Raw genomic sequence first — 14,048 nt, forward strand, 5'->3', positions numbered from 1 at the left:
ATGTTTGTGCTGTTCACCACCATCATCGCCATTATCCTGGGCGTTGTGGATGGTGTAACCGGGATGATGGTTGGGAATGGATCGATCGGTGTCCTTGGTTTGATCTATTCACTGGCTTTGTTCATTCCATCCCTGGCTGTAGGCATCCGTCGTCTGCATGACAGCGGGCGCAGCGGCTGGTGGACGCTGATCTGCCTTGTTCCTTTGCTGGGGGCCATTGTGCTGATCGTCTTCTACTGCATGGACAGTGAAGCAGCGGATAATCAATACGGCCCCAATCCAAAACTCGTCACCGCCTGACATCCCGGTTGTGACAAAAACAAAAGCCGGTCGCTTCGTGGGGAAACGGCCGGCCTTTTTCTTGTCAAAGCCCGATATCAGATCAGAAAACTGTCAGGATTGGGGATCGGCTTATTCTCGATCGCCTTCAGCAGGGCGAAGATGGTGCGCACCAGATACCAGACAAAAACCAGCATCAGGATCAGAAAGCCGATGCCGATAAAACTGGTGGCAATGCCGATCAGGCTGGCAACAAACCCGATCCAGAAGGTGCGGATGGCGAAAGTCAGGTGACCGTACCAGAGGTCGCTGCCTATCTCCCCCCGCTTCAGATAGGCGATGATGAGGGCGGCCAGCCCGGTCAGGCCGACAAAGCAGCTGGCCACGTTCAGCGCATGGACGATGATGACCAGCTCACGCGATCTGGTCCCGCCCTCTCCCACAGAATAAGTCATGCTGGTTTCCCCATTAACCTTAACCCCGGCTGATTGAACCCTGCATCGCCATCAGCGGCAAGGGAAATAGGGCCGGCCGCCTCAATCCCCCGCCGCGGCGGCCGGCATGGGGCTGGGTAAAGGCGGCAGGGCCAGCAGGCTGGCGGTGGCGGCCAGCTGCATCACCATCGCCCCGATGGCCAGCGTGATCAGCCCCTGGCCCAGGAAGGGGGCGACAAGGGCGGTGCTGGCGGCGGCAAACAGGGTGATGGCCAGAATGACCAGGGCGGACGCCCGGTCATCATCCCCCCGCCCGGCCATCACCGCGCGCAGGAAACCCGGCGGCCCGCGCAGGCCCAGCCCGATATTCATCGGCGCCAGCAGCAGCGGCAGCAGATGGGGATTGTTGCCACCCGCCAGCGCATAGGCCAGCAGCAGCAGGGCAGAAACCAGGGCCAACAGGGTGCCGATCAGGATCAGCCGTTCCGCCCCGATCCTGCCAGCCAGCGGCCCCGCCAGATTGGCGCAGAGGATGAACAGGGTGACGCCGATCATCTGCATCAAGATGAAATCCGCCATTTCCCCGCCCATGCTGTGGGTGATGACGGCCGGGGCGCTGAACACCACCACCAGCAGGCCGCCCAGCAGCAGCGACTGGGACAGGGCATAGCGCAGAAATACCGGGTCACCCAGCAGCCGGGGATAGGAGCCAAGCGTGCGCGGCGCCGGCCCCGCCGGCAACAGGCCGCGCCCGGCGAACAGGCAGAGTGCCACCAGCACCCCCAGCCCGCCCGTCACCAGAAAGGGCAGCCGCCAGCCGCCCAGCGCCACCAGCCCGGCACCGGCCAGCGGGGCCAGGGCGGGGGCCAGCGCCTCAATACTGCCCAGCGCGCCCAGCGCCCGCATCGCCCCCTTTTCATCGAACAGGCGGCGGATCATGCCGGGCGCGAAAACGGCCGGCGCGCCGCCCAGCAGCCCCTGCAGCAGTCGCAGCCCAATCAGCACATCCAGATTTTCCACCGCCGCACAGGCCAGCGACAGCAGCAGCTGCGACAGGATGGAAAACAGCAGCAGCCAGCGCCGGTCCACCCGCGTGCCCAGGCTGCCGAACAGCAGCAGCCCCGCCGCCGTGCCACCAATATAGGCGGCGATCACCAATTGCGCCTTGGCCACCCCGCCATCGGGCCACAGCGCCATGTCCGGCAGGGCGGGCAGCACCAGATCCACGCCCGCAATGCCCAGCAGGGTGCCCATCACCAGCAGGATACAGACCAGAATACGGGCCATAAAAATCACCTTATACACAATAATTCCGATATAGGATGTGTTTATGCCCCCATCCCTTCCCCCTGGTCAAGCCATTGGCGATAAAACCGCGTGGTGGCACTATGCCAGCCGTGCCTTACCGGAGATGCGCCCATGTCGCCGCTGTTCCTGCATCAATTCGCCAGCCCCATCGGCAGTATCCTGCTGGTGACGGATGCCGCAGGCCAGCTGCGGGCGCTGGATTTTCTGGATTATCGGGAACGGATGGACAGGCTGCTGGCCCGGCATTACGGCCCCGTCACCCTGGCCGATGCGCCCACACCCGCCCCGCTGGCCCAGGCGCTGGCGGACTATTTCGCCGGTGACCTGACGGCGCTGGACCGGGTGGCGGTGGCCACCAACGGCACGGATTTTCAGAAATCCGTCTGGCACGCCCTGCGCGCCATCCCTGCCGGGCAGACAGTGACCTATGGCGACCTGGCCCGGCGGCTGGGCCAGCCCACGGCCATGCGGGCGGTGGGGCTGGCCAATGGGGCCAACCCGATCGGCATTGTCGTGCCATGCCACCGGGTCATCGGGGCCAATGGCACGCTGACCGGCTATGCCGGCGGGCTGGAGCGCAAGCGCTGGCTGCTGGCACATGAATCCGCCGCAGGCTTGCCGCTGTTAGAGCAGATCGCGGAAAAGCGGCATCGCTCTGGAGCGTGAATCTGCTCGCTGAACAAGGAGTAGGAGCCGGGTGCGTTTCCGGCTGAACGCACCCGGCTCCAACCCGGCATGGCAGCACCCGCCCCACCGCCCCTTGACCGGGGAACGGGCAAGCGGCACCTAATCCCCCATCATGCCGCGCGACAAGCAGACCCCGCAGAAGACCCTGCGCCACCCCGCCGATCTGGCCGATCATGGGCTGGTGGCACCCACCGATGTTGCCGCCCTGGAACGGGTGGCGGCGCAATTTGCCGTGGCGGTGACGCCTGCCATGGCCGACCGCATCGACCCGACGGACCCGGACGATCCGGTGGGCCGCCAGTTTCTGCCCGATGCGCGCGAATTGCTGGTGACGGCGGAGGAACTGGCTGATCCCATCGGGGATGAGCCCTTTACCCCCGTCAAGGGCATCACCCATCGTTACCATGACCGGGTGCTGCTGAAGCCGGTCCATGCCTGCCCGGTTTATTGCCGGTTCTGCTTCCGCCGCGAAATGGTGGGGCCAGGGTCGGACGCGCTGGATGCGGGCGAACTGGAAGCCGCCATCGCCTATATTCAGGATAACCCACAGATTTGGGAAGTGATCCTGACCGGTGGCGACCCGATGATCCTGTCGCCCCGCCGCATGGGCGACCTGATCGCGCGGCTGAATGACATCCCGCATCTGGGGCTGGTGCGTATCCATAGCCGCGTGCCCGTGGTGGACCCCGACCGCATCAATGCGGAGATGGTGGCCGCCCTGAAGGGGGCCCGCATTCCCACCTGGGTGATGCTGCACGCCAACCATTGGCGCGAACTGGGCCCCGATCAGCTGGCCGCCATTGGGCGGCTGGTGGATGCCGGCATCCCCATGCTGTCGCAAAGCGTGCTGCTGCGCGGGTTGAATGATGATGTGGACACGCTGACCCGCACCTTCCGCGCGCTGATCAGCGCACGGGTGAAGCCGCATTACCTGCATCATGGCGATCTGGCCAAAGGGACCAGCCATTTCCGCACCAGCGTGGCGGAAGGCCGCGAGTTGATGCGGCAATTGCGCGGCGATGTGTCGGGCCTGTGCCAGCCCACCTATGTGCTGGATATACCCGGCGGCCATGGCAAGGTGCCGCTGACCCAGGATTATCTGACGCCGCAGGGTGACGACGGCGAGTGGCTGGTGGAAGACCCACGCGGCAACCAGCATCCCTATCGGGGATAGGCGACCCTAAACCCCCTCATCCCCCGGATAGAAGGCATGGGTGAAATACAGCCCATCCGCCGGTGATGTCTGCCCCGCCGCTGACCGGTCGCGGGCGGCCAAGGCGGCAGAGACGTCATCGGCGGTCCAGCGGCCTTCCCCCACCAGCTTCAGGGTGCCCACCATGTTGCGCACCTGATGGTGCAGGAAGGAGCGCGCCCGCGCGATGATCTGCACCTCCTCCCCCACCCGGCTGACGGAAAGGTGGGAAAGCGTCTTCACCGGGCTCTGCGCCTGACAGAGCGACGCGCGGAAGCTGGTGAAATCATGCTGGCCGACCAGCCGCTGTGCGGCTTCATGCATGGCCTCGGCATCCAGCGGATGCAGCACCAGCCAGGCCTTGCCGGCATCCAGCGTCAAGGGGGGCCGGCGGTTGACAATGCGGTAGAGATAGGCCCGGCCGATGCAGGAAAACCGGGCATGGAAATCCCCCTCCATCGCTTCCGCCTTCAGGATGGCAATGGGGTTGGGTTTCAGGTGGAAATTCAACGCCTCGCGCAGCTTGTCCGCCGCCACGGGCTTTTCCAGATCGAAACTGGCCACCATGGCCAGGGCATGGACGCCGCTGTCGGTGCGGCCAGCGGCATGAACGGTGACGGTTTCCTGGCAGAAGCGGCGGATTGCCTCCTCCAGGCAACCCTGAACGGAAGGGCCATGATCCTGCCGCTGCCAGCCGAAAAACGGCCTGCCATCGAACTCGACGGTGATTTTCCAGCGCTGTGCCATGTTACCGGTCACGGCCCTTGGAATGACCGGTCATGGCCCAGGCTGGGCACCATACACCGTGCCTCCGCCACCTTGTCCAGGTCCAGATCGGCGATGACATGGCCCACCCCTTCCCCGGCATCGGCCAGCACCTCACCCCAGGGGCTGATGATCAGGGAATGGCCATAGGTGCCGCGCCCGCCATCATGCAGCCCCGTCTGGGCCGGGGCCAGCACGAAGCACCCCGTCTCAATGGCGCGCGCCCGCAGCAGCACATGCCAATGCGCCCGGCCCGTGGGCACGGTAAAGGCGGCGGGCACGGTGATCAGGCTGGCCCCGGCCTTGGCCAGGGCGCGGAACAGATAGGCAAAGCGCACATCATAGCAAATGGACAGGCCCAGCCCGCCCCAGGGCGTGGGCGCCACCACGGCCCGTTCACCGGGCCGATAGGTGGCGCTTTCGCGGTAGCTTTCGCCGCCGGCCAGATCGACATCGAACATGTGGATCTTGTCATAACGGGCGACGATATCGCCATTGGGGGCCACCACGAAGGCGCGGTTGGCTACCCTTCCATCCTCCAGCAGACAGCCCAGCGTGCCGGTCATGATCCAGGCGCCGGTTTCCCGGGCCAGATCGCGGAAGAAGGGCACGCCGGGATGGCTTTCCTCCGGCTTCACCCGGGCCAGGATCTTCTCCCGCCCCTGGGCCATCAGGGAGACATTTTCCGGCAGGCAGACCAGTTGCGCCCCATCGGCCACGGCCCCGCGCACCAGGGCACCGGCCTGGACCAGATTGGCTTCGATCTCCGGCCCGGCATTGACCTGGATGACAGCGGCGCGCAGCGTATTGGGGCTGGTCATGGTCGGATCAACCCTCAGCCGGCCAGGCCCAGCAGGCCATCCAGCTTGCCGGCCTTTTCCAGGGCATAGGTATCATCGCAACCGCCAATATGCTGGCCATCGATGAAGAGCTGCGGCACGGAGGTACGGCCGCCCGCACGTTCCACCATTTCCGGGCGACGGCGCGGCTGGGCATCCACATCGATTTCATCATAGCTGACGCCCTTGGCATCCAGCAGCTTCTTGGCCCGCGCGCAGTAGCCGCACCAGGGGCTGGTATAAATCTCGATCTTGGGCATCGGTTTCATCCGGCAATGGCAGGTTTCATCAATATGACAATGCCGGACGTCGGCGCAAACCCCGTTACGCTGCAAAGCACCCTTTCGTGCCGGCAAGGGCAGCGCAGCGATAAGGCTCACGCCGTTGCCGACGCCCCGGACGGCAGGCCATTGGCACCGATGTCATATTCATAAACCATGGCGGTGGCCATATCCTGTTCCAGCGGCTTGGCATAATGATAGCCCTGGGCCCGGTCACAGCCCATTTCCCGCAACAGGCTGGCCTGGGCGGGGTTTTCCACCCCTTCGGCCACCACGCCATATTCCATGATGCCGGCGATATGCAGGATGGCGCTGACCAGGGCCAGCCCCTTCTCGCTGCCTTCCATGCGGGTAACAAAGCTGCGGTCGATCTTGATCGTATCGACCGGCAGTTCCTGCAAATAGGCAAGCGAGGAATAGCCGGTGCCAAAATCATCAATGGCCAGCGCCACCCCCAACGCCCGCAGGCTTTTCAAGGCGCCCGGCGCGGCCCCGCCGCTGCCGATCAGGCCGCTTTCGGTGATTTCCAGATGCAGCCATTCCGGTTTGCAGCCGGTCATTTCCAGCACGCCCTGCACCCAGCGGGCAATATCCAGGCGCGACGGGTCCAGCTGATAGGGGGAAAGGTTCACCGAAACATAGATCGGCTGCTGCCGGTCCCGGTTCCAGCGCACCACCTGCCGGCAGGCCTGCACCAGGATATGGTTGCCCAGCGGCACGATCAGGCCGGTTTCTTCTGCCACCGGCACAAAGATCGTGGGCGGAATGGGGCCGCGTTCCGGGTCGGTCCAGCGGGCCAACGCCTCAAACCCGGCCAGCTTGCCATCCGACAGGCGGATGATCGGCTGATAGACGACGCGCACCCCGTCATTGCCCTGGATGGCCTGGCGCAGCCGGTCATAAAGATCATGCCGTTCGGTCAGACGGGCGCGCATGGCTGCATCAAAGACGCGCCGCCCGCCGCCGCCGGCGGCCTCTGCCTCCGCACTGGCGATTTCCGCATCGCGCAGCATTTCGGCGGCCGCTTCCTCCTTGCCGCAATGGGTGACGACACCCAGGCTGCCGGTGACGAAAATTTCCCGATCTTCCAGCGGGAAGGAGGTGCGCAGCGCATCGCGCACAGCCGCGGCCAGCGCATCGAAACGGGCGGCCCCATCCTCCACCAGCAGCACGGCAAACTCGCCCGTGTCGATACGGGCCAGCAGATCGCCGGCGGAAACCGCCCCGCGCAGACGCTGGCCCACCGCCGCCAGCAGCTGGTCGGACGCCGCCTCCCCCAGGGCTGCCTTGACATAGCGGAACCGGTCCAGGCCGATCACCGCCACCGCCACTTCCATCCCCACGGCCAGCGCCTGTTCCAGCGCGCGCAGCAGATGGTCGCGGTTGGGCAGGCCGGTGGTGCGGTCGAAATTGGCCAGCTTGTGCAGCTGCTGTTCGGTGCGGCGGCGATACAGTTCCGCGTGCCGGTCGGCCAGCAGGTGGTGCAGTTCCTGCGCCACCTCCAGTTCCAGCGGCGACCAGCGGCGGCCTGCCTGGCGCAGCAGCAGCAGGTGGCTGCCATGCAACTCAATATCCAGCACATCGGCCATGCCGATCTCGTCCTGGTCAACCGATCCGGCGGCGCGTTCAATCCAGCGCAGCCCGTCGCGCCGGCCGGTGGCCGCCGCATCCAGCAGGCGCAGCCAATGGGCAGGCGACGGCCCGCCGCCGCTGCTCCAGCTACGGCCATCCATGCTGATGGCCATCTGGTCATGCGGCAGGATTTCGCCCAGCACGGTGCGGGCGGCGGCAATGCCATCAATCAGGCTGGCATGTTCGCGCAGCAGGCGGCCCATCCGGGCCAGCCCGCGATTGGCGGCACTGCGCAGCACCGTGATGGTGCGTTCCTCCAGCGCGCCGATCTGGGCGGCGGCAATCTCCCCCAGCCCTTCGAACAGGGCGCGCACATGCAGCCCCACCGAATGCGGCCGCCGGCTTTCGCACCAGAGATAACCCCACAGCCGGCCACCACAGAGGATGGAGACAATCAGCACGGTGCGCACGCCCCGCGCCCTTGCATGGGCTTCGAACATCCGGGTGGCGGGGCGCAGGGCCGCCCGCGACAGGTTGATGGGCTGACCGGTCACAGGGTTGAGGACGGGCAGCACCGGCACCGGCGGGGCATGGATATCCAGCAGCAGCCGCACCCGGTTCAGTTCCAGCAGCGCCAGGATAGAGGGCGGCAGCGGCTGGAACGGGGGGCCATCCTCCACCGCGGCGCTGGCACAGGACACGGCCACCACCTCCGGCGGGGCGGCACCGGCCAGCCGCACCATCAGGGCGCGGTCAAAACCGGTCAGCAGCCGGGCATCATGGGTGATGGCGGCGGACAGCGCCGCCACATCGCTGATATGGCGATACCGCCGGATGGCCGTGCCGAAACCGTTGATGGCGCCATTGGCGGCATTGCCCATCGACAGCGGTTCCAGCTCCAGCACGAATCCACCGGCATCCCAATGGCCCTGCATGGCCACCCGATGCCGTCCCCGGCCGCTGACGACCGTAACCGGTAACGGACCCAGCCCGTCCGGTTCCGCCTTGGCCAGGGCACGGCCCAGCAGATTGGCCGCGGCGCGCCCGATCACCGCCCGCACCGGCTGCCCCAGAATCGCCGCCAGGGGCTGGCCGGCCAGCAGTTCCACATTGGCGCTGGCCTGGATGATGCGCAGATCATCCCCCTGCAGCACGAGAAGCCAGCCATGCGGCTGGATATGATCCATCAGCCCCGGCCAGGAGCTGGCAGCCGGTTGACCATCGGACAGGGAAACAGGATCAGGTGGGGTCACCATCGGCTGAGGGGCCTTCATCTTCAACGCGTGGAGATCACAAAATCCTGCCCGACAGGATATAGGGCAATTTCATATATCGAAACGCTACCCAACGGAGGTTAAGAAATGATTGGGGATAAAAAGGTTTCCTCATCATAACCACACGTCGGACCATGAATAGAGTGCACAGGCGTGCCGTTTCGCGGGCGACAAGAATGCGATGTTTCCCCCCGGCACTGCAACATCTTCTCGAAGGGATGCCTATACGGAAGGATAATCGGTACAGGGAGAGGTAGCGAAATTGCATAGGCAGTGCCGCCCGTGCTAACGATAACGGCAAAATGATGTTCTGGTTGGAGTGCGCCCCAACAATGTGGATCGACAGTTTGGAGCCGACCAGCGGACCGGCCGCCTGCGCGGATATCGGCGGCAAGAAGTTCGGCCGGCGAGACCCGCATGGTCAGGGGCACATCGCCGATATCATCGCCGCTTTGTCGACTATTCTGATCGGGGGACGGCCATGATGAGCTTTTTGCGTCGCCTGACCGGGCAAAAGGCAGAAACGCCTGCGCCCGCCGCACCGGCGTCCAGGCCGGAAATACGCCCCCCTCCCAGTGAGGCGGAGAAGGAGCCCGCGGCCAGCAGCGTGGCGGCGTCCGTCCCCTTGGCTGCGCCCCCGGTGGCGCCCCCCCCTGTGCCGTCCCAGCCGGCGTCTTCCGGTCTGGGGGAGCCGCCGGGGCCCGTCTTCTCCTCCCGCGCGGTGCGCGATGCCACGGTTGTCACCGGTGCCATTGAGACACTGGGGCGGTTCGTGGCCGGACAGGATGTCATCGGCGATCTGATTCACCGGCTGGAAACGCTGACCCCGGATCAGGTGAATTTTCTGCAGCTGTCGGCCGAACCCGGCCTGATCCAGCGCGCCCTGCAACGGGCGGAAGTGCAGAAGGGCACCAAGGCGGCCGCCCTGCGCAAGCTGCTGGGCGATCTGGCCGGTGGCGCCATCCCGGAAACGGACAGGAATGACCCGCTGCTGATGCCCAAGGGGCCGATCCTGCCGCCCCTGGCTTCCTTGAAGCACAAGCAGCCGGCGGGGGCGGAGCCATCGGCTGCCGCGACAGCCACCCCGGCACCGCCACCGCCTCCCCCTCCCCGGCCGGCCCCCCTGGGTCCGCCGCCGGTCATGCCGGGGGCGACGGCCGCCACCCCGGCGGCCTCTGTTGCGGCGATGGTGGCGGCTGCTCCCCTGCCGCCGCGTCCACGCCCCGGCCCGGCCCCCACCATCCCGGCGCGGGCAGAGCCAAAGGCCAAGGCCAGGGAGGAGGTTACAAAGGCCCCCCCTGCCATTGACAATGCACCGGCCCCAGCACCGGTAACGGTGGACCTGTCGCCCCTGGTCGCGGATACCACGCCGGATGCCCCACCCCCGGTGCCCGCGCCACCGCCCAGCGTGCCGGCGGCAGAATCCGCCAGCCTGCCCCGCCTGGCCCGCGCCGATGCGGAAAGCCGGCGTGCCCGCCTGATGGCCGCTCTCACCGACCACCTTTCCGCCAACGAGGCCGCCCCATGAGCATCCCTTCCAGCGACGTCAATGATGCGGCCCACCAGCAAAAGGGCGGCGATGGCACCGGAGGCGCACTGACCACCAGCGTCGTTCCCGAACCGGTGGCGGGGGATACGGTCGATCCCTTCGATTATGCGGAAGCCATCGTGCGCGATCTGGCGCTGCATGTCGGTTCCCGCCTGCGGGATTTCCGTTCCGATCTGGCGGCCATGCATTCGGCCGTGGTGCAGCTGCCGGAAACCATGCGCATCAACAGCCTGGGCCAGTCCATCCAGGATCTGCGCGAACGCCTGGCCCATCTGACCGGCGTGGTCAGCCAGCAGGTCTCCCGCTATCCGGAGGAGCTGGAGCGGGTGTCGCGCATGGCGACCGACACGCTGAACCGGCTGGCCGGGCTGGAATCCTGGGTAGCCTCCGCCCGCCAGACCGTGGCCCAGGGCGGCGACGCCCCGGTGCTGCCGGTGCCCACCGGCGGCTTTGTCGGCCAGGATCAGCTGAACGCCATCATCGGCCAAATGCATGAAAATATCGTGCGGCTGGCCACGGCCGCGCGGGAATTGCAGCTGGATGTGCGCGACCTGCGGTCCGACCTTAAGAGCGTCAGTGCCGGTCAGCCCCTGCCGGTGGAAGCGGCAGAGGTATCGCCGCCCCCCATCACCCCGGATTATGCCCCGGCGCTGTCCGACCTGAACCGCCGGTTGAGCACGCTGGAAAACGCCCCGCGCGTGATGGCGGGCACACCCGGCCCCGACCATGGCCCGGCCCTGGCTGATCTGGAGCGGCGTCTGCGCGCTGTGGAGACGGCCCCCGCTGCGGTTCCGGTGCCGGCCCCCGTGGCCGACGGCACGGCGGCCCCCGATCTGGCGGGGCTGCTGTTCGGTGCCTGGAACCGGCTGGCCCAGCCCGCCGGGGCGGAAGCCCTGGCCCAGGCGGTGGACAGCGTGCTGAACGCCCTGCGCCCGCGGCTGGAACGGATGTCCGGCCCGGTGACCCTGGCCAAGGGGTCCGGGCTGGTGGCCGTCGGCCAGGGGGCCGGCGGTCTGGTCGCCCTGGTGGCGACGGAGGATCTGTGCGGCCATCGCTGGGTGCTGGAGGCACAGGGGGCGGAAATGCGCACCCTGGAGCCAACCGACCGCCCGGCGCTGCGCTCCCCCTGCTGGCGGGCGCTGCTGGGGGCGGCGGCCATGGCGATGCGGGCCGATCCCGCCGCCCGGGTGTTGCCGCTGCTGATCTATGGCAATGGCCAGATCGACAGCCTGCCCTCGCGGGAACAGGTGCTGTCCTATGGGCGGCAGATTGGCGCGGTGGCGGCGGCCGAACAATTGCTGATGATCGGGGCGGCGGACCTGTCCCTGCCGGGTCTGGCCCGCCCGCAGGAAGCCCTGAACGCCCTGCTGGCGCTGGCCTCTTAGTGTCCGTCCGGGAAGGTGTCCAATTGTTGCAGTGAGATAGGAAATGGGTTCTATGCGGTGATGGTGGTGTGATTCTTTCGCGGGCGTCAACTTTTGAACCATGGTCATGTGGACGCCCGATAACCGCGCCCTTCATAACCGGGATCACCTTCGTTAACTGAGCGACTTGGCGGACGCGGAATGGGGGCCTGTGTCGCCGCTGCTCCCTCCGGCAAAGCGTGATGAGTGCCACCGCAGTTCAAAGTTCAATTTTTTCAGTTGGAGGATATAATGAATATTATTAAGCGCATTGAAGTCAGCATGTTGGGGATGGCGGCTGATCTATACTTGCCTGAAATTTCGCATTTTTTAGGGAAAAATTATTCCAATAATGTTTATGCGATAGGATATATTATAGGAAATGAATCAATAAGTTTCGCATTTAATTTTTTATCTCTTATTAATATACTTAAAAAAATTATTAACAATCAAAAAGATCATCATTCTAGTTTCTATGTAGACGATAGTGAGTTTTTTGTTATTTGTGATCGGGAGAACGACAAACTTAAATTTTCGATAGAGTTATCTGGGATTGTTGTTTCGGAAAAAGTCGTAGATTTTGTTGTTTCCGTTGAGGAAATTAATGCGCTTCATGTCGTGGTACAAGAAATATTGGGGTCATCTGAGTAGTATTTTATGCAAACTGAAGGCCGACGAAGAGTGGAATGGCTGATTTTAAGAAAAATAAAATAATTTTTGCTCCTTTTGATTGCAAAATATTGCTAGCTTGCTGAGTTTTTTATTTTTGAGTGTCTGTCCGGAAAGTTATCGCGTCTTTCGAACCCGTGACCTTTCTCCACCGTCATTCCCGCGAAGGCGGGAATCCAAAATCCGCGCTGTTGTATGGATTCCCGCCTTCGCGGGAATGACGGTTAAGAGATTGGAAAAGAAATGAAAGTTCTTGGACGGACTCTTGAACAGCTTGCTTTCCGGTAAGCGCCGGGCCGCCCGTTGGACGGCGACTTGGCGCTTCCCCCTCCGACCTTAGCCCTGGTTGCCCGGCGGGCGCCAGCGGCTGTCCGGGGGCGGCAGGTCCGGCGTATCATCCCCGACCGCCGGACCAGGGCGCTGCACCTCCACATAATCGGCATCGATCACCGTGGTGGTGCGGCGGGTGCCCTGGGCATCGGTGGCGCTGGCCGACATATGCATCTTGCCTTCCTGCATCAACTTGCCCATGCGCCGGAACATGGCCTGACGCACCGGCGGCAGGAACAGCAGCAGGGCCAGGATGTCGGTCAGAAAGCCGGGGATCAGCAGCAGGATACCGGCCAGCGCCAGGCAAAGCCCGTCAAACGCCTCCTGCAGGGGCGGCTGGCCTTGCTGCAGGCGCCCCTGGGCCTTGCGCAGGGCCCCCAGACCCTGGCGCTGCAACAGCAGGATGCCCAGCACGCCGGACAGCAGCACCAGCAACACTGTGTTCAAGGCGCCGATCTGGCTGCCCACCCAGGCGAATCCAGCGATCTCAATCAGGGGAAGCAGCAACAGGGGTAACAGGAAACGCATGGGCTCCTTGCTCTTTCCGGGGTCAAGGCCTATCTACAGTACTAACATCTGTGACAGGCACCCCGTTTGACCGGGTTATGGACGCAAAACATCCTTGATGGGTTGTCCGCGTCCGACAAGGTTTAAGTAAGGGGCCGACCCGTCCGATTGAAGGCCTGTTGTGAAATGGACCCGATCTGGATGACAGGCGTTATGGCATTGGTACTTGAAATGGATGGTTCATGATGGGCGGAGGAAGCGTCTTGCTGGAAATTGTGATTTTCGCGGCGGTCGCGGCCTTCTTCATCTATCGGCTGCGCAGCGTGCTGGGCCGCCGCCATGGGGAGGAGCGCGAACGCCCCAACCCCTATGTGCAGCGCCAGGGCGACAGCGCGCCGGCGGCAGAGGCTGACAATGTCATCCCCCTGCCGGATCGCCGCGTGGCAGAACCGGTCAGCTTCCCCGATGATGGCCCGATTTCCGTGGCCGACGGGGTGCGCCAGATTCAGTCCGCCGATGCCAATTTCAGCGAAAAGGGCTTCCTGACCGGCGCACGCGCCGCGTTTGAGATGATTGTCGGCGCCTTTGCCGCCGGCGATACGCCCACCCTGCGCCCGCTGCTGGCCGATGACATCTATGACCAGTTCGCCGCCGCCATCCGCCAGCGCCAGCAGGCGGGTGAGGTGCTGGAGAGCCGCATCCACAAGATTGAAAGCGTGGACCTGACAGAGGCCCGGCTGGATGGCCGTACCGCCATCTGCACCGTCGCCATCACCAGCTATCAGACCCATGTGACCCGCGATTCCGCCGGCACCATCGTGGAAGGCAATCCCGCCACCCAGGAAGAGGTGGTGGATATCTGGACCTTCCAGCGCAATACCCGCGCCAGCACCCCCAACTGGCTGTTGGTGGAAACCCGCACCCCCGGCTGAGCCACCCGCAGCCGTCCGCCTGTTTCC

15 protein-coding genes are annotated in these 14,048 nt (G+C 64.8%); 8 read left to right on the plus strand and 7 right to left on the minus strand.

The features are described from left to right. On the plus strand, positions 1-300 hold the full coding sequence (locus PCJ49_RS12560; protein WP_269911205.1) for a DUF805 domain-containing protein: 300 nt from the start codon (positions 1-3) through the stop codon (positions 298-300). A gap of 77 nt (positions 301-377) precedes the next feature. Here the strand turns inward: PCJ49_RS12560 and PCJ49_RS12565 are convergent, their stop codons facing one another. Both PCJ49_RS12565 and PCJ49_RS12570 read right to left on the minus strand, forming a co-directional pair. After that, positions 378-734, minus strand: coding sequence for a hypothetical protein (locus tag PCJ49_RS12565; protein ID WP_269911206.1), 357 nt, complete (start codon positions 732-734; stop codon positions 378-380). A gap of 81 nt (positions 735-815) precedes the next feature. Continuing rightward, entirely contained in the window at positions 816-2,000 is a 1,185-nt protein-coding gene (locus PCJ49_RS12570) for an MFS transporter (protein WP_269911207.1), read from the minus strand. A 132-nt stretch (positions 2,001-2,132) separates the two neighbouring features. On the opposite strand from PCJ49_RS12570, the gene ogt reads away from it, so the two are divergent. Both ogt and PCJ49_RS12580 read left to right on the plus strand, forming a co-directional pair. Next, entirely contained in the window at positions 2,133-2,687 is a 555-nt protein-coding gene (ogt, locus tag PCJ49_RS12575) for a methylated-DNA--[protein]-cysteine S-methyltransferase (protein WP_269911208.1), read from the plus strand. 133 nt (positions 2,688-2,820) lie between these two features. Beyond that, positions 2,821-3,882 (plus strand): lysine-2,3-aminomutase-like protein, encoded by a 1,062-nt coding sequence (locus PCJ49_RS12580; RefSeq protein ID WP_269911209.1) that lies wholly within the window; start codon positions 2,821-2,823, stop codon positions 3,880-3,882. A gap of 6 nt (positions 3,883-3,888) precedes the next feature. Here PCJ49_RS12580 and truA read toward each other — a convergent pair whose 3' ends face one another. From truA to PCJ49_RS12600, 4 genes are all read right to left on the minus strand, one after another. Beyond that, the gene (gene truA, locus PCJ49_RS12585; protein WP_269911210.1) at positions 3,889-4,647 is read right to left on the minus strand and encodes a tRNA pseudouridine(38-40) synthase TruA; all 759 of its coding nucleotides are present in this window, start codon (positions 4,645-4,647) and stop codon (positions 3,889-3,891) included. Positions 4,648-4,655: 8 nt separating this feature from the next. Continuing rightward, the gene (locus PCJ49_RS12590) at positions 4,656-5,486 is read right to left on the minus strand and encodes a carbon-nitrogen hydrolase family protein (protein ID WP_269911211.1); all 831 of its coding nucleotides are present in this window, start codon (positions 5,484-5,486) and stop codon (positions 4,656-4,658) included. Positions 5,487-5,500: 14 nt separating this feature from the next. Next, positions 5,501-5,764: a glutaredoxin 3 gene (grxC, locus tag PCJ49_RS12595; protein ID WP_269911212.1), complete on the minus strand. Its 264-nt coding sequence runs from the start codon at positions 5,762-5,764 to the stop codon at positions 5,501-5,503. A 116-nt stretch (positions 5,765-5,880) separates the two neighbouring features. After that, positions 5,881-8,613 carry an EAL domain-containing protein gene (locus PCJ49_RS12600; protein ID WP_269911213.1) on the minus strand — a complete coding sequence of 911 codons (2,733 nt, stop codon included), beginning with the start codon at positions 8,611-8,613 and terminating at the stop codon, positions 5,881-5,883. A gap of 320 nt (positions 8,614-8,933) precedes the next feature. Here PCJ49_RS12600 and PCJ49_RS12605 point away from each other — a divergent pair, with 320 nt between their 5' ends. The 4 genes from PCJ49_RS12605 to PCJ49_RS12620 all read left to right on the plus strand — a co-directional run bounded on the left by PCJ49_RS12605 (position 8,934) and on the right by PCJ49_RS12620 (position 12,234). Beyond that, complete coding sequence (locus PCJ49_RS12605; RefSeq protein WP_269911214.1) at positions 8,934-9,116, plus strand: hypothetical protein; 183 nt, start codon at positions 8,934-8,936, stop codon at positions 9,114-9,116. 170 nt (positions 9,117-9,286) lie between these two features. Continuing rightward, positions 9,287-10,159 carry a hypothetical protein gene (locus tag PCJ49_RS12610; RefSeq protein WP_269911215.1) on the plus strand — a complete coding sequence of 291 codons (873 nt, stop codon included), beginning with the start codon at positions 9,287-9,289 and terminating at the stop codon, positions 10,157-10,159. Further along, positions 10,156-11,565, plus strand: a complete 1,410-nt coding sequence (locus tag PCJ49_RS12615) for a hypothetical protein (protein WP_269911216.1) — start codon at positions 10,156-10,158, stop codon at positions 11,563-11,565. The genes PCJ49_RS12610 and PCJ49_RS12615 overlap by 4 nt, the downstream gene beginning before the upstream one ends. A gap of 270 nt (positions 11,566-11,835) precedes the next feature. Continuing rightward, positions 11,836-12,234, plus strand: a complete 399-nt coding sequence (locus tag PCJ49_RS12620) for a hypothetical protein (RefSeq protein WP_269911217.1) — start codon at positions 11,836-11,838, stop codon at positions 12,232-12,234. 354 nt (positions 12,235-12,588) lie between these two features. Here PCJ49_RS12620 and PCJ49_RS12625 read toward each other — a convergent pair whose 3' ends face one another. Then, positions 12,589-13,110 (minus strand): FxsA family protein, encoded by a 522-nt coding sequence (locus PCJ49_RS12625; protein ID WP_269911218.1) that lies wholly within the window; start codon positions 13,108-13,110, stop codon positions 12,589-12,591. A gap of 221 nt (positions 13,111-13,331) precedes the next feature. On the opposite strand from PCJ49_RS12625, the gene PCJ49_RS12630 reads away from it, so the two are divergent. Then, entirely contained in the window at positions 13,332-14,021 is a 690-nt protein-coding gene (locus PCJ49_RS12630; protein ID WP_347710434.1) for a Tim44/TimA family putative adaptor protein, read from the plus strand. The last annotated feature ends 27 nt before the right edge of the window (positions 14,022-14,048 follow it).

It is taken from the genome of Niveispirillum sp. BGYR6 (assembly GCF_027568365.1).
Classification (GTDB): Bacteria; Pseudomonadota; Alphaproteobacteria; order Azospirillales; family Azospirillaceae; genus Niveispirillum.